The sequence below is a fragment of the Stenomitos frigidus ULC18 genome (assembly GCF_003003795.1).
Classification (GTDB): domain Bacteria; phylum Cyanobacteriota; class Cyanobacteriia; order Leptolyngbyales; family Leptolyngbyaceae; genus Stenomitos; species Stenomitos frigidus_A.
On the sequence record NZ_PVWK01000109.1, the window covers coordinates 21,463 to 41,450 of the forward strand.

A 19,988-nucleotide genomic window follows, 5' to 3' on the forward strand; every position below is an offset into this window, starting at 1 on the left:
TCAGCCTTCAGCCCCCACTTTCAGCCCTCCCCTAGCTCAGATAAATTCTCGTGGGACGATCGGCGCGAATTTCAAAGCTGTTGAGATAGCCAATGGGATCGCTGGGATCGAAGCCTTTTTTGTCGATAAAAACCTCTGGGGGTTCGACTTTGAAATCATCCTGAGGGCAAGCAATACCCAGTTCAGCAGCGACTTCGCGATAAATATCCGTTCGCCATGCTTTTTTGGCTAACTCCTCAGCGTTTTTAGGAAACGTTTTAATTTGACCCCAACGGGCCGCCTGCGTCATCAGCCAGAGGCTGCGCGATCGCCACATGAAGGTGGAATGTTCATTAGGCAGATGTGGAACGCTGTTAGGAATGTCGAAAAAGAGAGTGGTGTCATCTGCTTTGATAATGCGTTCTTTGCCATCAAAGCCGCCGTAGTTGTACTCACCCACGATCGCGGGGCGAGTAAATTTATCAACAGGTCCTTTTTTGGGTTTGGCTCCGGTAAAGGATCGATCCGTAATTAATGTCGCCACTTCTTCTCGGTTTTCCGGTTTACTGCAATACTGACAGGCTTCAATCATGGCCTTCAGGAGCGATCGATAGGTTTTGGGGTAGTCGGTAATGAAGGATTCCATCACTCCCAGCAGGCGATCGGGGTGCCCTAACCAGATCTCTTTACCCTGGGCAAACGTGAACCCAACATTGTCGTTCCCGGTAATGGCACGGGTATTCCACGGTTCCGCTACCATGTATCCCTGCATGGCACCGATGCGCACATTGGTCACCATTTGAGGTGGTGGAATGATGATGATGCGAAACTCCTTGTCTGGCTCTACGCCTGCTGCTGCCGCCAGATAGCGAATGAAGTATTCGTAAATAGCCGAACTCAGCACGACTGCCCAGACTCTTTTTTGGGGGGGTTGGCTTTCAAAGAAGTTACGGAACTGCCGGCCAAATTCCTCCAGGTTGCCGTTGTACTCGTGCCAGGGACGCAAGCCAAAATCCCACATGGCTTTATTCATGGTCATGGCGTTACCGTGACGATGAATGGTCATCCCCGCACACAGAGGCGCATGGCGTGCGCCTTCGGCTCCAATTCTGGCGTTGGTCACTGCGCCTGATACTACCGGGGACGCATCCAAACGACCGAAAATGAGTCCATCGCGAGAGGTTGCCCAGCTTGCTTCACGGTTGAGATGGACGTTTAACCCATATTTGCGGAAAAACCCTTTCTTCCAGGCGATCGCAAAGGGTGCACAATCGTTCACGGGTACATAGCCAACCGTAATGTCCGGCTTTTCCAGCTCGCCAGGATTAACCACTTGTTTGATCGCTCTGGCTTCTTCCGTGAGACCCTTAGCAGAGCGATCGGCGTTAATTGCACAGGATGACAATGCGGCTCCCGCTGCCGTGACACCCATGCCCAGCACGAACTTTCGTCGCGTCCAGTGATTCATGGCGTTATTGATGGTGAGGTGTGAGGTGTGAGGTGTAAGGAAACCTAAAGGCTCAAAGCTCACTCTTTAGCTTTTAGCCTTCAGCCTTTAGCTTTTAGCCTTTTAAAGATTGGCTGCTGTCGGCCGTCGATGGGTAATCCAAATTTGCAATTGACCGATGGCCATGTCGAGCAACATGCCAGTGAAGCCAATGACAAAGACTGCCAGAAAAACAGAACTCAAGTTTAGGCGGCTCCATTCATCCCACACAAAGAAACCGATCCCCACGCCACCAGTCAGCATTTCTACGGCAACAATAACGAGCCACGCAATGCCCAGGCTAATTCTCAGTCCGGTAAAAATGTAAGGCAGGCTGGCAGGCAAGATGATCTTAACAACCTGTCTCCACCGCGGCATTTCTAAGACCCGTGACACATCCAAATAGTCTTGAGGAACGCTAGAGACACCTAAAGCGGTATTGATGATGGTAGGCCATAGGGATGTGATAAAAATCACGAAAATGGCAGATGGATCGGCAAGGTTGAAAATGGCCAAGGCAATGGGCAACCAGGCTAGTGGCGATACAGGCTTAAAAATTTGAATCATTGGATTCAAGGCCAGCATCACCGGGCGAGACATGCCGATCAAAAAACCAACTGGAATCGCGACTGCCGCTCCCAGCAGAAAGCCCAACAGCACTCGACGCAGGCTAGCTAGTAACAGCCAACCAATGCCCAGATCTCCCGGACCTCTCCGGTAGAAAGGGTGCAAAATCAAGTCCAGGTCATTCACCAAGGCTTCGGCTGGAGTCGGCATCAAGTCGCGCCGGAACAGCGCTAGCACCCACCACAGCAGAATAATACCAAAGAATCCTAGCGCTGGGAGAATCACCGTATCGCGAAGGAGCACAGGCTTGGTTCGTTGCCAGCTAGCCTGAGCTACAGCAGCAAACACCGCTGCCAAATTTATCTGAAAAATCATCTTCAGTGCCTCAGAGTCTAAAGCAGGTACAAAAAACTGAGCAGTACTAGCAAGAGACACCGATGAGCCTGAAGCATTTAAAATGCTGGCTTTTCAGTCCTCCCTCAATGCTGACGGGGTTAGCTGACGGGCTAGGGCTGAGAGATGCCCTCCATGGAAAGGATAAAGTATGAAGGATAAAGGATTATTTTGTGTACCTTTAGCCCTTAACCGTTTCAATGGTTCGCCCCAAGGTTTGGGTCCTCCGCTCCATTGCATGCCGAAGCCGCTCTGGCTCTGGCTCAAAATGGATTAAGCTGACTGGCTACAGTTATAGCTATGCAATGTAGCATATGATCCTGGGGATCAGGCAATCTTTCTCCGGAAAGACGCTGCGAGGGAGGCAAATAATCACAAGCCATTCGCCCACAGCACTTATACCGATCGCTCGGGAAGGGTGATCGGTACGTCAAAAGAATATTTTTTCAGCGCTGTTGGACATTGGCTAAACGAGGCACTGACTAAACCTTTGTTTCGGAAAAGGTCTGGTTCTTTTGAAAGTGAGGCTCATACCAAACGTGCCGATAAATTAATTCTAGCTTGCTGCCCACTTGAGCAAAGTAGTCCACCTGCTGACGTTGTAATCTTGAAAACAAACGCAGAAGACTGGCTGCAATAATGGCAACAATCATGCCGCCAGCCGTTGTGATTAACGCTTCAGAGATGCCTACAGCAGCTTTAGATAAATCAACATTACTACCACCACCGCCAATATTCAAATTGTTGAAGGTGATAATGAGACCTGTAACCGTCCCAAGCAAGCCGAGCAAGGGTGCGATCGTCGTACTTGCTTCCAGTACTGTATTCCCTCGAGACATGTGCATAAATTCTTCGTCAGCAGCGGTTTCCATTGCCAAACGAAACGTTTCAGGACTGGGTTGTTTCAATTGCAAAGCAGCCAAGAGAAAGCGACTAATTGGAGAACTTTGAGCTTTTTCAGCAATGATGGCGGCCTCCCGCAAATCAACTCTAGCGGCAGCAAGAATATCGTGAACCAGTTGTTTTTCTTGGCTCAATAAGCGATGCCAAAACCAGGCTCTATCCAAGGCACAAGCGATCGTGCCTATGGATAGAAGCAAAATTGGCACCATAATAACGCCACCTTTTTGAACCAGGCTGAACAATGTAACCATAGTGAATGAACGTTTAATTGAGTGTACAGTTGCTAAGTTACAACATTGCGAGAAGCAATGGCTTTGTTTGCTTTCTCTAGATGAGATCCTGGTAAAAAGCGCCTAACAACAGTACTACAAGAATTTCAGGAACACCTGGTGTGATTTCAACAGACCTCTTTTGCGCTGCCAACTCTCTGCCCTCACCTTAGGGCGTGTTTTAAAACCCTCGATCCTCCCCAACTCTCGCGCTTCGCGCCGCTGGCGCTAGTAAAAAGGAGGGAGCCAGACTGTTCAAAGTCCCCCTCTTGAAGAGGAGTTTAAGGGGGATCACCAGGAGTCAAGGAAACGACCCGAAGGTTTTAAAGCACTGCCTAATCCTTCTCCCAAGCTTGGGAGAAGGACTTCAAGCCCTCTAACGCCTTGTCTCTCAAGGCTGAGAGACAAGGCGTTAGAGGGCAAAAGGGTGCTTGCAAAAGAGCTTTCCTGAACAGGCGCTAGAAACTAAACGTTGTGCGGATGACGGGAACAAACACCGTTGGGTTACCACTAAACCCTTCTGGATTGAAGACCACAAAGAGTCCGGGTGTGATACTGATATTGTCACTGAGGCGGTATTTGTAATACACCTCAAGATGGTAAGGTTTGGCGTTTTCGAGCGTGGGCAGTCGTGAGGCAAGACCAGACGTATTCACACGAGAAGGCGGTTGCCCAAACAAAATGCCCGCCGTGCTGCCAGAACTCAGCACATCCTTAAAGTGAATACCACCCATATAACTCAGCAAGTCGGTTCCCGCGTCGGCACCGGATGCGGCATCCACCATGCTGTAAAAGAAGAAACCCGTGAGGCTAATTTTCGGTGTGAGGCGATAGGCCGCCGTCAAGCCAAACGAATCTAACTTGACAGAGGTTGTAGCCGCAACATTGGGAATCGCCCCGATCGCCACTGCCGATTCACCCAAGCCCAGAATGTTGATTTGATGATAGCTGTGGGCATAGTTTAACGCCACGTCCAACGTCTTAAATGGCTTCAGCGTTAACTGTGCTGCTGCCACATAGCTGCCGCCAAACACGCCTGCCCCTAACGGTGTTCCTGGAAAACCCAGATTGCTTGGCAAGTTGGCGTTTACACTGCCATAGAGCGCTCGAATATCGATCGCATTGGAGACATTCCAAATCAAACCACCTGCTGCTGCTAAGCCAATACCTGACGTTCCACCAGAGATCCGCAAGATTGGATTCATCTGTCCAAAACGGGAAATGCCTTCCTGAGCATCGCCATAGAAGGGGACGATCGTGGGGAATGCATCATCCACTTCTGCCCCTGTACCCACAAACGCCGTGAGGGTGGAAGCCACAGGAAAAATGTAGAGCAATTTATACAAGCCGACAGAATTGTTGGCTCCTGGAGCGTTACCCAACGTTGATGGGTTGGTTGTGCCAAATTGAGGTTCATACGCCAACCGGACGTTACTCGCCGTGCCAAACACGCCATCACCATAGCCCAGCGTTCCCGACAGGCTACCCAAGCGAGAAGCAAGGCTACCTGCACCGCCGCCAAAGTTATAGGCTTGTAAGCCTGTAATCAACAAATCTTTGCCCGAAAAACTGGTGAGCAGCTTGAGCCGCACACGATCGTTGAAAACGACCTGTGCGTCTCTTCCAGGTGTTGTATCGGCTGCTGCACCGAGTCCCGTTCGGGCAGTGTTAAACGGTGCCGCATTCCGTCTGGGTCCAGGGTAGGCTCCATAGGCGGCTGCCAGACTAAAAAGGACTTCGCCACTCAGCTTGGTAGTAGTAGAAAATTGCTGCTTCTCCAATGTTGCCGTGCGGGCTTCTAGCGCACCCACTCGACCCCGCAGGGTTGCCAGTTCTGCCGCAAACTCCTCTTGCAGCTTTTGCACCGCCAGCAAGTCTTCTTTCTTAACAAGGTCAGCCGTACCTGCTGCAATCAACTCGTTAATGCGATCCATGCAGGCATTCAGCCCAGCCGCAAACTCATAGCGGGTCAGTGCACGGTTGCCACGATAGGTTTTATCGGGATACCCCACAATACAACCGTAGCGCTCAACCAGGGATTGCAGCGCTTGAAACGCCCAATCGGTTGGTTTAACATCCGATAACTGAGAGACGGAGGTCACCTGAGCCATCGATTCTGGCGTTTGGAGGAGGGAATCTTCCAACTGGGAAGAGGCACGATCGCCCTGACCCTGAAGGCTTACCTGGGCAAGACGAAGCTGTTTCGCTTCAGGTACGATCGCCTGATCATCTGTTGCTTGTTGAGGAGAAGATGGCTCAACTGATAGTGATGAATTAGCAGTAGCCGCAGCATAAACAGGCAACAACCCTACTATTAAAGCACCAGCACATACACTCAAAAGGCTAGTGTGAAAGCGAAACACTAAAAGACTGAAACTTGAATTGATCTGCACAGTGACTCCTCACGCAAAATTTGAATTGTTTAGTGAAATGCAGCTCCTCATGGGCGATGCAATGGGTAAAATGGCTGACTGAGCGAGATCCATCATTGCCGCTATTGCTTTAAAGCCATCAGAGCTTGAAAAGTTGGCTTACTCATCATCATGAGCAAAGCGGTTGTAGAGGTAATCCAGAATGTAGATCCGTAGTTTGTAGAACTCCGGATCTTCCATAATGCGATCGCGATCGCAGGGTCTGGGAAAGGGAATGTTGATGCTTTCGCCAATCTTGGCAGCAGCACCGTTGGTCATCATCACGAGGCGATCGGCTAGGAATAGTGCTTCATCAATGAATTGCTTTGAGGCATTTGGCTGCTATAGCAACCAGATTTAGGCAGAGTGGGCATTGCCCACCTACCCTCACTGACGGCATGCTTAGGCAACTGATGTCTCGCCTTGCAGCATCGCGAGATAATGATCACTGGTTACCCAGGCTTGTTTCTGTTCATTGAGCAGTTCAACCTTGCCGGTATCAAGGTCGTAGTAGGCAGGAATAATCTTCAATTTGCCGTCTTTGACGAGCGAAGCCAGGATGGTGGATTTCGCCAGAGCATTAGCCTGATTCTTGGCATTCTGTTTGACCGTTAGCTCAACGTCATTGCCAACCTCGGCAATCCCTTTCGCTTTCGTTTCTGCCGCAACGGTATCGACCGCAGGCTTAATGTAAGGCACCAGGGTTGGAATCTTGCCTGGATCGGCGGGCAGCGTAATGCGACCCATCGAGGCGATGATTGCACCACACCGCTCATGCCCGACCGCCAGCAGGATTTTAGAACCAAGCACTAATGTGCCAAACTCTAAGCTACCAACCTGCTCAGGTGTGGCAATGTTACCCGCAACACGGGCGACAAAGCAGTCACCAATCCCCTGGTCAAAGATTTCTTCAACGGGTACGCGAGAGTCAGCGCAGCTCAAGAATGCCGCAAACGGAAACTGATCCGCACCCGTTTCAGCTAGACGCGCCCGGTTTTGGCGGGGATGAACCGTTTTGCCTTCTGTGAAGCGTTTATTGCCTTCCAGCAAAAGTTTGAGCGCCTGATCAGGCGTCATATTCTCTGCATCTGGTCGCTTGAGGGCTGCGGTGTCAGCAGCGGGACTGGTTGCGGCAACCGGGCTGGCAGCTGGTGCGGTCGCCTGACTGCCCGCTTGATTTGTAGGAGCAGAACTGCAAGCAGTTGTTGCCACGAAACCGACCCCAGCAGCACCCAATGCCTTAATTAAATCTCGACGACCAAGACCCAAATTACCGTAAAATCGACGACCCATACCAATACCTCCAACTCAAAAGAGAACGATCGTTATGAAAGACATGAACCTTTACAAAACACATGAACTAAAGGCAAACTCTATGCTTTGCCGTTTGGATAGACACAACTAAATCGTGCAGCAAAGCCTAAAGATCTATCAGCTAATATTGCATTTTCTTACTTTGCTAACTGCATCAATTGATGAATTATCTGAACATGGAATTAACTATACAGTGAAGTGTCTCATAAGACGATCGCTCGTAAAATTAATTTTATCAAGCTCACCAATAAGTTTTCTAAATGCAGCAACTTTTCGGTCTATTGCCCTGCCATAGTCTATCGATTCAGTAACTTAAGCGTCATGATTAGATCCCGCAATTAATCTCATTTCGCCTAATTAAACCCTTTCTGGGAGAAGGTTTCAGCTTTTAGTTTGAATTCTGAATAAAATCATCTTCTGCAAGTGCATAGAGACAATTCAATCATGTAAATAGCTTAACTTAGATACAAGAGCGCGCTATTTTTGTCAAAAAAATTTGGTCGTTAGAGGGCTCAAGTCTAAAAAAATAAAAGTGATGGAAAATCAATTTATAAATTTGGATGAATGACATCAATTTCTAGTAATAGTGATATTTAGTTTTATAATGAATAGATGGGAGAGAGCCTCATCTCAAAAATGGGCTTCGTAGACTTGAGGGGGGTAACTCAAATCTATTCTGACGGACTACTAATCGATTAGAGCCTATGACGATCTAGTTTGAATTGTGAGCAGAGATTCCTACAGAATCCTGACTTCCAACGGCTCTCCCTCTCATCAATCTTTAGCACTGCTAGATGCAAGCTTGGAGGTAACGGCTTGACAGTCAATGTTTCTACGATCGCCACCGGGCTAAACTTATTTACGTTTCAAGGCGTTGTTGCGACGGCGGGTCGCGTCGTGGTCACAACCCTCGATAGTCGTCTCGTGCGAGTTTCAACGGATGGTAAGACAGAAACGCTGGCAGATCTTTCTCACTACGGTATTCCCTTTGGTCTGACTCAGTGCGCTGGGGACTTGGTTGTGGCGATTTCTGCGGAAGAATCTGGCGATGTTTTGGTGCGCGTTGCCCCTGACGGCAGAGTCTTAGGCGTGACAGATCTATCGGATATTTGCGGGAGCTTTGGAGCACCGTTTGGTGTGGCGATCGCCAAAGATGGCTACGCCGTGACGATCGCTACGGATGTCTCAGCTTCCACCGGATGCCTCATCAACGTAAACCATGCTGGAGCCATCACCATCCTGGCTGACCTGTCGGCATATGGCATTCCCTTTGATGTAGCAGCGCTCAACGGTGGCTTTGTCGTCGCGCAAGAAAAGGGCAACCTGGTCAAAGTTGCTACGGATGGCACGGTGACATCGCTGGTAAATTTGGTTGATGCAGGTTATGGGATTCCCTTTGGTGTAGCAGTGAGTCAGTGTCAGTTGATTGTGACCACCAATACTGGACAACTGCTGCAAGTGACGCCCAGTGGAGCAGTGACGGCGATCGCTAACTTAACCGCCGATGGGTTTGGGATTCCATCAGGGATTGCGGTCTGCGATCAGCGCTACCTGGTGACCACCACCGCCGGCAGCTTATTGGCAGTCAGCCTCGCTTAAACGATGAACATTGAGCCATCACCTGTTGCTTCACCGACTGACGCCAGCCCATTGGTGCCACCATCGCCATCGGCTTCACCATCACCAAAAGTTCAACCCAGCCCAAATCCGGCACCAAAGATGATCGCGATCGCCCAGGGCTTAAATATTTACACCTTGCAAGGGGTGGCGATCGACAAGCAGACGCTGATTGTACCGACTCTGGATGGGCAACTCCTGCAAGTTACCCCCAAAGGGAAGGTAACGGTGTTGGTGGATTTGCTCAAGGCAGAATTGGGTATTCCTTTCGGCATTACCGAAACCAACGGTGATGTTGTCGTTACGGTGTCCGGGTATCTGCCTGTGCACTATCTAGTGCGGGTCAAGCCAAACGGTGCCTTGACGATAATCGCTGATCTATCCAAAACAAGCGGCTTTTATGGTGCGCCCTTTGGGGTTGCGGCTTATAACGGGGAATATATTGTCACCGTCTCCACGGATGTAGTGGATTCTACCAGTGCATTGTTGAGGGTGAGTGCAACGGGCAAGGTGGGGGCGATCGCCAATCTCAGTGAGTTTGGTATTCCGTTTGGGGTGATTGCCACCCAACGAGGCTTTGTGGTAGCACAGCAGAATGGTCAACTGCTCCAAATCAGTCCCGGCGGCAAAGTAGCCGTGCTGGTTGATTTACTCAAGGGCGGGTTTGGTATTCCGTTTAATATGGCAGCGCGAAAGGATGATCTGGTTGTTACGACGAATGCTGGGCTCATTGTTCGAGTTAACCCTCAAGGTGTACCGTCCCTATTGGTGGATTTGCTCAAGGCAAGGTTAGGCATTCCCTCGGGAATTGTTGTGAGCAATGGCAATTTGATTGTTACTACCAATGCGGGCTATCTGCTCCAGATTAATCTGTAAAAAAGTAAGGAAAGCCTGCACTGCCGATACGCAGTATCGACAGTGCAAACCGGGCAACGACAGTTGCTTACTCTACATCGTCGTGGGCAAAGCGGTTGTAGAGGAAATCAAGGGCATAGTTCCGCAGATTGTAGAATTTTGGGTCTTCCATAATCCGAGCGCGATCGCGGGGGCGAGGGAACGGAATCGTCAACACTTCCCCAATGTTGGCAGAGGGGCCGTTGGTCATCATCACCAGACGATCGGCGAGGAACAGTGCCTCGTCGATGTCATGGGTGATCATCAACACGGTGCAGCGGTGTTCGTTCCAGATGGTCAGTAGCTCTTCCTGGAGTTCTTCTTTGGTGATGGCATCCAGCGCACCAAAGGGTTCATCCAAGATCAGCACTTCGGGACGAATGGCCAGGGCACGAGCGATCGACACGCGCTGTTTCATACCACCAGAGAGTTGGGGTGGTTTTTTGTCAGCAGCTTCGGTCAAACCCACCATATTCAGGTGTTCTTTGACGATCAGAGTCTTTTCGGCTTTGGACTTTTGGGGATAAACTGAATCGACGCCCAGGTAGATATTCTCGAAGGCAGTGAGCCAGGGCAGCAGCGCATAGCCCTGAAACACGACCATGCGATCAGGTCCTGGCTCAGTAATCGGCTTGCCATGCAAGCAAACGCTGCCAATAGTAGGTTTAGAGAACCCACCCACCATATTCAACAAAGTGGTTTTGCCGCAGCCAGAGTGACCGATCACACAGATGAATTCACCTTCTTGAACGGTCAGGTTGACTTTTTCGAGCACCGTGTAGGTGCCCGTCGGCGTGGGATAGATTTTGGACACATCCTCAATGACCAGAAAAGGAGCCTGACCACTTAGATGCTGGGATTGACTAGCTTGGTCTACTGTGTCGCTTAACGTTTGCATGGTTCAGAAGGTAAGGATGAATTTGGAAGAAAGAGTTTTGGGTTTTGAGTGATGAGTTTTGAAGTAGTGTCCTCAATTCAACACTCAAAATAACTAACCCGCTTTTGCCAAAGCAGCGTCCAGCACCACTTCTGCCATGTAGACATCGTGCTTGATCGCCAAGCTATTCAAGTACCCGATCGGGTCTTCGGCGTTAAAGGTGACGCCATCAAACAGTTGCACTGGCCCACGGCTATAGGTTATATCGCTCAGCCCCAGTTCCCGCGCTGCGGTGCTAAACACATTCACGCGGCAAACCCGCTCTAGAATTTCGACCCAGTTGCGGGGGAAGGGGGTGTTCCCCCAACGCGCGAGCTGGGTCATGATCCAGAGGTGTTCGGTACGACTGGGGCGATTGACGCTGGTGCCGTAGAACTGATGGTGGGCGTATTCACGCTCGGTATGTTCGGTGAGCGAGGTCGGAATACCAAGCTGGATGTATTCCAAGTCCGTGCTGAGATATTCACGGCGGGAGAGAATCTGGCGAATTTCTTCGCTGTTGTTTTCATCCATGCAGTACTGGCAGGCTTCCAGCAGGGCTTTAACCAGTGCAATGTGGGTGTTGGGGTAGGCAAGCGCCCAGTCTTCCCGCACACCCAGCACTTTGCCGGGGTGACCCGACCAGATTTCGAGATCTGTGGCGATCGTATAACCAATCCCTTCCACGGCTGCCCGCAAGTTCCACGGTTCACCCACACAATAGCCATCAATGTTGCCGCTCTGGAGGTTGGACACCATCTGCGCCGGGGGAATCGTGTTGAGCGAAACATCGTGATCGGGGTCGATCGCGCCTGCTGCCAGCCAGTAGCGCAACAGTAAATTGTGCATAGAAGCGGGGTGCACCATGCCGAAGGTATGGCGCTTATCGGGGGTTTCCAACAACATGCGCTTCAGATCATTCAGAGTATGCACACCCTGTTCATAAAAGCGCTTATCGAGGGTGATGGCGTTGCCGTTGCGCGTCATGGTGAGCGAACTCACGATGGGCAACGGTTTGTTGTTCATTCCACCGAGAGTGAGCCACACGGGCATCCCGGAAGGCATTTGAGCGCCATCGAGGTGCCCACCCGCGATCCCATCTTGAATGCCACGCCAACTGGATTCACGCACCAGACTAACTTCATCTAGCCCATGCTTAGTGAAAAAGCCTTTTTCGTGGGCAACGGCGAGGGGGGCGCAGGCCGTCAGGGGGACAAAGCCAATCTCCAGGTTGATTTTCTCCAGTCCGTGGCGGGCAATGACGCCTTTTTTGCGGGCACGCAGTTGCTTGATCCGCTTTTGCTGGTTGAGAAAGTAGATGATTTCGCTGCGATAGCTGTAGTAACTGGGGTGGTTGATGACTTCCAGTCGCTTGCGGGGTCGTGGAATATCGACTTCCAGAATTTGCCCGATGTTGGAGGCTGGGCCGTTGGTGAGCATGACCACGCGATCGCTCAGCAGCAGCGCTTCATCCACATCGTGAGTCACCATCAGGCAGGTGACTTTGCTTTCTTCGCAAATCTGCATCAACTGCTCTTGCATGTTGCCCCGTGTGAGCGCATCCAACGCACCAAAGGGTTCATCCAGCAGCAGCAGTTTGGGACGAATGGCTAGGGCACGGGCGATCGCCACCCGTTGCTTCATGCCACCCGACAGTTGAGCGGGTGGTTTATCCACAGCATGACTTAGACCGACCATTTTAATGTGGTGGTCGATGATGTCTTGCCGCTCAGCCGCCGGTAGGTGGCTCAGCACTTCATCCACTGCGAGGGCAATATTCTGCCGCACGGTCATCCAGGGCAACAGTGAATAGTTTTGGAACACCACCATGCGATCGGGTCCCGGCCCTGTCACGGGCTGGTCACCTAGCATGACAGTGCCTTCTGTGGGGCGATCGAGACCAGCGAAAATATTCAGCAGGGTGGACTTACCGCAGCCAGAGTGACCAATGAGGGAAACAAATTCACCCTCTTTCATCTCTAGCCCAATCCCTTCTAGGGCGACATAAGTGCCGCCGCCCGTTAGGGGAAAAATCTTATCAATTTTATCGACAGCAACGTAAACAGACATGGCAGTTAAACTCAGTTACTCGGTGGACAGGTGAACAAAATTAGAGCGATGCGTCATGAGTCATCGGTGATTGGAAATGAGCAGCCAATTCAAAACTCAAAACTTCTAACGTTCTACTTTTGCTCTGCTGGCACAACCAGGGTCGCGATAAACGACACAAGCCGATCAAGCACTAAACCGACCAAACCGATATAAACCAGAGCGATGATGATGTCGCCAATTTTGTTGCTGTTGTAAGCGTCCCAAATAAAGAAGCCGATCCCAACACCACCGACTAGCATTTCAGCCGCAATAATCGCCAACCAAGACAAACCAATCCCAATTCTTAGACCGGTGAAGATATAAGGAACAGTAGCGGGGAAGACAATCTTCGTGAAGTACTTAAACCTGGACAGTTTCAACACCTTCGCAACGTTGTTGTAGTCTTGCGGAATTTGGCGCACACCCACAGCCGTGTTGATCAAGATCGGCCAAACAGCGGTAATGAAGATCACGAAGATCGCTGCAGGTTCGTTCTTTTGAATGGCTGCAAGTGAGAGGGGTAACCATGCCAAAGGCGGAATCGTCCGCAAGAGTTGGAAGATGGGGTCAAGCGCGCGATACATCAAGGAACTAACGCCAATGACCATACCCAGCGCAATACCCACAACGGCAGATAAGAAGTAGCCCTGAGCAACCCGACCAAGGCTCGCAAGTAGCTGTAAACCCAGCCCCTTGTTGATGTCGCCTTCGTCATAAAACGGATTGAAGATGAGCTTGCGGATATCTGGGTCGGATGCCATCTGTAGGGGCGAAGGCAAGGTTGCGCTTTCACCTTGTATTCTGACAAACAGTTCCCACAACGCTAGCAAAACGAAGAGCGCGATCGCTGGCGGTGTGATGTTCTTCAGAATATTCTGAACGTGATCCGGCTTAAACGGATTCTTTGCCGGAGTTGCAGCATTAGCAGTCATTTGAGTCTCCCTATCTTTGTGTTGCCCGTATGGTCTTTAACGTAAAAAATAAAGGCGTTGCTAAAAACGCCAAACATCAGTCACCGTTGCGAATGCTGCGACAAACACGCCACTTGCCTCGTCATGTGGCTGAGTGAGCATCACCCACTCAGCCACACCGGATCGACTAACTTTGGTTGCACTGTTGACAGCCCACGAGTGGGCTGTAGAGATCCCCCCTAGCCCCCCTTCAAAAGGGGGGAACCATCCGGAAGTCCCCCTTCTTAAGGGGGATTTAGGGGGATCTCCGAACCTTTCCTAAGCAACCTTCTTGACTTTGAGCGCCTTCAGATAAGCTGAAGGATCTTTCGGGTCAAACTTGACGCCATCGTAGAAGGTTTCAACGCCGCGAGAAGTCTCGGTGGGAATATCCGCAGCGGCAATACCGGCTTCTTTCGCCGCTTCTTTCCACAGGTCTTCCCGGTTGACCGCATCCACAATTTTCTTGGTATCAGTATCACCGGGCAGGAAGCCCCAGCGCACATTCTCAGTCAAGAACCACAAGTCATGACTCTTGTAGGGATAGGAAACACTGCCCTTGCCATCCTTCCAGTAGAGCGGTCCCTTGTTCTTGTCTTTGACATCCGGCTGACCATCGCCCATAGCGTAATTGCCTTCCATGGGGGGCAACATCAAGTCAGCTTTGACGTTGATATACTGCTTCTTCGCCAGAATTTCCACCGCTTCCTTGCGGTTCTCAGCAACATCCAGCCACTGTTGGGCTTCCATGATTGCTTTCAACAAGGCTTTGGTGGTGTTGGGGTGCTTGTCTACCCAGTCTGCACGCATCGCAAAGTATTCTTCGGGGTGAAATTCCCACATCTGCGCGGTCAAGATTGCCATGTAGCCAATTTTGTCTGCCAGAATCCGGTAAGGCCATGGGTCGCCGGTGCTGAATCCATCCATCGTACCAACTTTCATGTTGGCAACGGTCTGAGCCGGTGGGATGACAATCAGCTTGACATCAGTGTCGGGATTAACGCCCAGGGAACCCAGAAAATAGCGAATCCAAAGCTCCTGGTTGGATTGGGGGAAGGTGTGTGCTGCCGTAAAGGGCGTGCCAGCCGCTTTGAGGCTTTCGATATAAGCCTTGCCTTTTGCTTGACCATCTTTCATGTTGAAGCCTTTGCCAAGGTGTTTGTTGGCAATGGCAATCCCATTGGCGTGGGTGATCAACTGCGCCAAGGTGTACATCGGAATTTTCTTATTGCCCTTGGTGATTTTGCCTTCCGAAATCAGGTGAGGCATGGGCATTTGATATTGCCCACCATCGATGCCGCCGCCTTCGGTACCGATTTCGGTGTTGTCCCGCAGCACGCCCCAAGAGGATTGCTTGATGACCATGGCATCCTTCACCCCATGCTTCTCAAAAAAGCCTTTTTCTTTGGCAATAATCAGGGGTGCCGCTTCAAAAATGGGGATAAAGCCCAGACGCACCTCGGTTGTTTCCAATCCGCCGCCACCACCCGTCGCTGCGGCTGGGCTAGCAACTGGACTGGCACCACCGCTAGTTGACGGAGCACTGGCGCAACCCTTGATCGCCGCAGAACCCAGCGCTGCCACCCCGGCAGTATAAATAAACTTGCGTCTTGAAAATTGAGTCATGGAATCTCCTACCAGCCCGACATAGAACTGCAAACAAAAAGGGGTTAAGACAAAACTTTCAGGTTCAAGATGAAACCATCAACCGCATGAGACCGTTGCCAGGTTGAGCCACCCGCAAACACCCAAACGCTGAGGTTTACCCCCTAGAAGCAAGTAAAGCGATCAACAAAGATATCGATATTACTCTATTGATTCTATAAACTTGATAGTTAAAACTCTATCCTTAAATCACTTTAATAGCAGAAGGTTAAAAGATCAATTAGATCAGGTATACAGAGTTTCTATCCTATAGATAAAGATTTACTTATTTCGCCTGACTCACCCCACGCAGCAAAGCCACATTTGCAACACGATCGCTACAGAACAATGACTGTAGTGGCACGACATGCCGCTGAAAACGTGTCGTCAACAGTCGTCCTTTCAGTACAAATGTATTAAAATATAGCTTAATTTCTGAATATTAGGTCTGAAAGAGGCTTCTGAAGGGTGATTCGCAAGGATGGTGCGATCGCGCTGGCATGTTGTCAGTCACATCCAGATACCTCATCGAGCGCAAGCGGTTCTACCAGATCGGTATAGCGGTAGAAGATGCTGCGAATCTGCTCAGAAATAGCGCGATAACCTTCAAACCGAGGTTTCACAAAGATCAGATGCGGGCAGCGCTGCACAGCCGTCCGCGAGGGCATTGCTGAATGAATGCCATACTGCCGTGCTTCGTAGCTGGCTGCTGCAACGGCACCACGCTTGTTGGAAAAACCGCCGACCACCAGAGGCTTGCCCCGGTAATGCGGATAATCCCGTTGTTCGACGGATGCAAAATAGGCATCCAGATCGACGTGGATGACTTTACGCTGCCCAGTCATAGCGCAATCAACGTACAGATGTTCTAGCTATAGCCGATCTTCTCTCTCTTCTTCGACACGATTCGACACGAATGGAGGCACTTTCAAAACTGATCGAGTCATCTGCTGCTCAAGCCGTGCAGCCCACAAAATTACATCACAAGAAACAGATAGTCACACACATTGAATGTTCAGAGAATAGACTGATGCCGAATGCTTCCAGCCGTCAGCAAGCGTCAGGCTAAGAACGTTAAACTACTGAGTTGACAGCGGCAGTAACGCCATGATGAAAATGACAGATAGGGATCAGACAACTATTGTCTCAGCCGAGCCTGAACGCTGGGACGCGATCGTTCACCGCGTTCCCAGTGCGGATGGAACCTTTCTCTACGCCGTTAAAACCACCGGCATTTATTGCCGCCCGACCTGTGCCTCGCGGCAGCCCAAACGCGCTCACGTCTTATTTTTTGACCGTTGTGACGAAGCTGAAGCAGCTGGTTTTCGCCCTTGTAAGCGCTGTAGCCCTCGCTCCATCTCGCCACAGCAGCAACAGGCTAAAGTCATAGCCGCAGTCTGCCAACAGATTGAAGCATCGGAGACACCGCCTTCTTTAGGCGTCATGGCACAGATGGCAGGGCTGAGTGCCTCCCATCTCCAGCGCGTCTTCAAAGCCATTGTGGGCATTACCCCCAGGCAATACGCGGCTGCCCATCGAGCTAACCGCATCCGACAACATTTACAGGAGAGTGCAACCGTGACTGAAGCCATCTACGAAGCTGGGTTTGAGACCAGCAGTACCTTCTACGACCAGTCGGCGGCTTTACTGGGAATGACCCCGTCGCAATACCAGAACGGGGCAAGCGGCGTTGAAATTCGCTATACCGTGCAGCCCTGTTGGTTGGGCTTGATCTTGGTTGCAGCCACAGCCAAAGGCATTTGCGCGATCGCCTTGGGTGACACGCCTGAGGCACTTACAAAGCAACTCCGGGTTGATTTCTCGAAGGCACGGTTCTGCGAGGGCGATCGTGCCTTTGAGCACTGGGTTACGCAGGTGCTCAGCCTTATTGAAACACCCCAACAAGCGTTTGACTTACCCCTCGATCTTCAGGGAACCGCCTTTCAGCAGCAGGTTTGGCAGTCGCTGCAAACCATTGCACCAGGCACAACGGTTAGCTATGCAGAAGTTGCCCAGAAAATCGGCAAACCTAAAGCCGTACGGGCAGTGGCAAATGCGTGCGCCCATAATCACATCGCCGTTGCCATTCCTTGTCACCGCGTTGTGGGCAGCGATGGCAGTCTGAGAGGCTATCGGTGGGGGCGCGATCGTAAACAGGCTCTACTGGACAGAGAAGCCACACTGACCGAGTAAAAGGCTGCCTCTTTAGCTGTTGTGGCTGGTTGGTTGGGTTACTGACTCAGGTGGTATACCGGTTAGCACAGTCACTTGTACCAGGGAGGCGATCGCGGCTTCAATGCGTTGCCACCCGGCAGGAGACGTAAAATCAATCCCTAGAAATGTAGGGCTAACTTTGGTTCGCAAGACTAGATAAACCAGCCCTGCGATCAAAACGGCACTGATCGCAGGTACGTCTTTGTCTGGTGGGAACGAACACGTTTGTTCTAAAAATTCCAGGCTTTCAGTTGCCATACGATCGCGCACCTGAGCCAATGCCTGGGTTAGTTCATTCCCTTCCAGCAACTCCCAGCGCAGAATCTCTTGGGTAACGGGACGCTGTTGCAAGTCATGTAAAAAGCGAGTGAGCAGCAAAAGCATCCACTCATCCAGCGATTCTGCCCCCGCAGTGCGTGTATCCCCGATTAAGGCGTCAGCCGTGAGCCAGTAATCACCTTCCCTGGCAAAGGTTTGCAACAGCGAGGGTAAATTCTCAAAATAACGGTAAATCAAAACCTTATCGACACCGGCTTCACGGGCGATCGCGTTGACCCCAAGTTGCTGAAACCCCGACTCCGCCAATAATTTGCCAACCGCTGCCAAAATACGAGCCTTCGTTTCTGCTTTGTCTCTTACCATGTCTCATCGCTCCACTTGTCACCAGCTAGTGACTATGATACGTTGTCACTTAGCGGTGACTTCGAGGGCGAACGATGGAGAAGATTAGCTTTGAGCTGGAAGTGTATTCATTTCACATCGACTTCATCGGCCATGTCAATAACATCGTCTACGTACAGTGGATGGAAATTGGACGGACAAAGCTACTCGAAGCGATCGGTATGCCAACGCAGGACATCTTTCAGCAAGGGTTTGCGCCTGTTCTGGTACAAACTAACATCACGTACAAGTCACCACTGTATTTGGGCGATCGGGTGGGGGTCGAGCTGTGGCTTTCTGAATTACGACAGGCCTCTGCCGTCATGCAATTTCGCTTTTACAACCAACAGCAAACGCTGACAGCAGAAGGTTGGCAAAAAGGCTTGTTTGTCGATCGCGACACCATGCGACCCAGACGCTTGCGTTCCGAGGAGCGTGCTCTGTTTGCGACTTATTTGCATTCAACCACGGCAGTCATTGAGATGGCGTGAGTCGCAAGATAGCACTCTAGGCTAGAAGACCGTTCACAAAAGGAAATCAAAAACGGGGAACGGCTCCACCATCCGGTCACAAAAAGGGCTTAAGGCTCGATCAAGCAAACTTTGAACCCATTGATATAAAGTTAAAGATTTATTTGGGTAATTTATAGTGCGGCCCTCTTGCCGGCGGTGGCACAGCCTCTCCAGAGAAGAAACGAGGCATCTGTGGTACGCGCACGCTATGCAAACGCACTACAGCGATGACCGGATTTAATTTTTAACTTCTATCAACAATTTTTTCTCGTTAGTCCGGCTTGCCAAGCACGAGCAAGTGGTGCCATAAGCGAGGGCTTTTCAACTATCCTCTCAAACCGTGATCCGAGTTATAACCCACATGCCTTGAGAAAGATTTTTTTAGTTTACAAAGAGCTTTTCAGTTAAACGGCTGAGTACAACCAACGACAGTAGCACTTGTACTGACTTTTTTCAGCATTTGTACTGGTATACTTTTATAATGCGTTGGGTATGATAAGAAGTTTAAAGATTCGGTAAAACCTTGAGCCATTTCTTGTCAAACGATAAGTGAAATGTGGACGATGGACGGGAAGAGGCCGCAATCCAAAGGCCGCAACCAAACGGTGCTAAACCCATGCTGCACGATCCACGGGGAGTGTAGCAGAGAGTTGTTTTTACATCTACCAGAGCCATATCTCAAGTGACCATCAAGTCTCCCAATCGCCTAGTACTTACAGATTGCTCAGACTTGATACGCTCTCACTCCTTCGTATCTACCACGCTTTGTTTTCATCGGTTGTGTTGCTCAAGTTGAAGCTAAGTTGCTGCTCAACACCAATGCTTGAACAACACTGGGTCATGGAAGCACATACACTCACAGATCGCGCTTGCCTTATAGGTAAGGGTTTCGTTCGCACACAAGCAAATTACAGTGTTAGCGCATCATCTTGACAACGCCGCTGAGGTTTTTTCTCCCGTGGTGCATCTAGCTGAACTTGAGGTTATGGGGCAAGCAGTCCCATCCGTTCACATTCGCTGTCGTAGGCAGGTCTCCTGCTTTCAATAGCTGCAAAAAAATAATTTGATTATTCTTCTAGTGTAGAGGCTAGTGGTCTGTCAATTAATTGTTGACGGGTCACAAGGGGGTAAAGTTGAGAAGGATTCCCTTGCCTTCAATTGAATGACG

General features: G+C 50.5%; 16 protein-coding genes and 1 riboswitch. Of the genes, 4 read left to right on the forward strand and 12 right to left on the reverse strand.

Annotated features, from left to right (window positions below; genetic code table 11):
• Positions 1 to 31 precede the first annotated feature (31 nt).
• From C7B82_RS20155 to C7B82_RS20180, 6 genes are all read right to left on the reverse strand, one after another.
• Positions 32 to 1,447, reverse strand: coding sequence for an ABC transporter substrate-binding protein (locus C7B82_RS20155; RefSeq protein ID WP_106258064.1), 1,416 nt, complete (start codon positions 1,445 to 1,447; stop codon positions 32 to 34).
• Positions 1,448 to 1,549: 102 nt separating this feature from the next.
• Positions 1,550 to 2,407 carry a nitrate ABC transporter permease gene (gene ntrB, locus C7B82_RS20160; RefSeq protein ID WP_106258081.1) on the reverse strand — a complete coding sequence of 286 codons (858 nt, stop codon included), beginning with the start codon at positions 2,405 to 2,407 and terminating at the stop codon, positions 1,550 to 1,552.
• Between the two features lie 94 nt (positions 2,408 to 2,501).
• A riboswitch (cyclic di-AMP (ydaO/yuaA leader) is annotated at positions 2,502 to 2,684 on the reverse strand.
• A gap of 223 nt (positions 2,685 to 2,907) precedes the next feature.
• A complete protein-coding gene (locus C7B82_RS20165; RefSeq protein ID WP_106258065.1) occupies positions 2,908 to 3,579 on the reverse strand; it encodes a MotA/TolQ/ExbB proton channel family protein in 672 nt (223 codons plus the stop codon).
• A 476-nt stretch (positions 3,580 to 4,055) separates the two neighbouring features.
• A complete protein-coding gene (locus C7B82_RS20170; RefSeq protein WP_245940011.1) occupies positions 4,056 to 5,990 on the reverse strand; it encodes an iron uptake porin in 1,935 nt (644 codons plus the stop codon).
• A gap of 138 nt (positions 5,991 to 6,128) precedes the next feature.
• Positions 6,129 to 6,287, reverse strand: a complete 159-nt coding sequence (locus C7B82_RS20175; protein ID WP_425443637.1) for a hypothetical protein — start codon at positions 6,285 to 6,287, stop codon at positions 6,129 to 6,131.
• Positions 6,288 to 6,410: 123 nt separating this feature from the next.
• Positions 6,411 to 7,301, reverse strand: a complete 891-nt coding sequence (locus C7B82_RS20180) for a carbonic anhydrase (RefSeq protein ID WP_106258066.1) — start codon at positions 7,299 to 7,301, stop codon at positions 6,411 to 6,413.
• Positions 7,302 to 8,138: 837 nt separating this feature from the next.
• On the opposite strand from C7B82_RS20180, the gene C7B82_RS20185 reads away from it, so the two are divergent.
• Both C7B82_RS20185 and C7B82_RS20190 read left to right on the forward strand, forming a co-directional pair.
• Positions 8,139 to 8,921: a hypothetical protein gene (locus tag C7B82_RS20185; RefSeq protein ID WP_106258067.1), complete on the forward strand. Its 783-nt coding sequence runs from the start codon at positions 8,139 to 8,141 to the stop codon at positions 8,919 to 8,921.
• A 3-nt stretch (positions 8,922 to 8,924) separates the two neighbouring features.
• Positions 8,925 to 9,815, forward strand: coding sequence for an SMP-30/gluconolactonase/LRE family protein (locus tag C7B82_RS20190; protein WP_146141212.1), 891 nt, complete (start codon positions 8,925 to 8,927; stop codon positions 9,813 to 9,815).
• Positions 9,816 to 9,882: 67 nt separating this feature from the next.
• On the opposite strand, the gene C7B82_RS20195 is transcribed toward C7B82_RS20190, so the two are convergent.
• The 5 genes from C7B82_RS20195 to C7B82_RS20215 all read right to left on the reverse strand — a co-directional run bounded on the left by C7B82_RS20195 (position 9,883) and on the right by C7B82_RS20215 (position 16,279).
• Entirely contained in the window at positions 9,883 to 10,731 is an 849-nt protein-coding gene (locus tag C7B82_RS20195) for a nitrate ABC transporter ATP-binding protein (protein ID WP_106258069.1), read from the reverse strand.
• 93 nt (positions 10,732 to 10,824) lie between these two features.
• The gene (locus C7B82_RS20200) at positions 10,825 to 12,819 is read right to left on the reverse strand and encodes an ABC transporter ATP-binding/substrate-binding protein (protein ID WP_106258070.1); all 1,995 of its coding nucleotides are present in this window, start codon (positions 12,817 to 12,819) and stop codon (positions 10,825 to 10,827) included.
• A gap of 113 nt (positions 12,820 to 12,932) precedes the next feature.
• A complete protein-coding gene (gene ntrB / locus C7B82_RS20205) occupies positions 12,933 to 13,772 on the reverse strand; it encodes a nitrate ABC transporter permease (protein WP_106258071.1) in 840 nt (279 codons plus the stop codon).
• A 297-nt stretch (positions 13,773 to 14,069) separates the two neighbouring features.
• Complete coding sequence (locus C7B82_RS20210) at positions 14,070 to 15,416, reverse strand: CmpA/NrtA family ABC transporter substrate-binding protein (RefSeq protein WP_106258072.1); 1,347 nt, start codon at positions 15,414 to 15,416, stop codon at positions 14,070 to 14,072.
• 524 nt (positions 15,417 to 15,940) lie between these two features.
• Positions 15,941 to 16,279 carry a Y-family DNA polymerase gene (locus tag C7B82_RS20215; RefSeq protein ID WP_106258073.1) on the reverse strand — a complete coding sequence of 113 codons (339 nt, stop codon included), beginning with the start codon at positions 16,277 to 16,279 and terminating at the stop codon, positions 15,941 to 15,943.
• Positions 16,280 to 16,541: 262 nt separating this feature from the next.
• Between C7B82_RS20215 and ada the strand changes: the two genes are divergently transcribed.
• A complete protein-coding gene (gene ada, locus C7B82_RS20220) occupies positions 16,542 to 17,627 on the forward strand; it encodes a bifunctional DNA-binding transcriptional regulator/O6-methylguanine-DNA methyltransferase Ada (RefSeq protein ID WP_245940012.1) in 1,086 nt (361 codons plus the stop codon).
• Between the two features lie 12 nt (positions 17,628 to 17,639).
• On the opposite strand, the gene C7B82_RS20225 is transcribed toward ada, so the two are convergent.
• Positions 17,640 to 18,290 (reverse strand): TetR/AcrR family transcriptional regulator, encoded by a 651-nt coding sequence (locus C7B82_RS20225; protein ID WP_106258075.1) that lies wholly within the window; start codon positions 18,288 to 18,290, stop codon positions 17,640 to 17,642.
• A 74-nt stretch (positions 18,291 to 18,364) separates the two neighbouring features.
• On the opposite strand from C7B82_RS20225, the gene C7B82_RS20230 reads away from it, so the two are divergent.
• The gene (locus tag C7B82_RS20230) at positions 18,365 to 18,799 is read left to right on the forward strand and encodes an acyl-CoA thioesterase (RefSeq protein ID WP_106258076.1); all 435 of its coding nucleotides are present in this window, start codon (positions 18,365 to 18,367) and stop codon (positions 18,797 to 18,799) included.
• Positions 18,800 to 19,988: the final 1,189 nt, after the last annotated feature.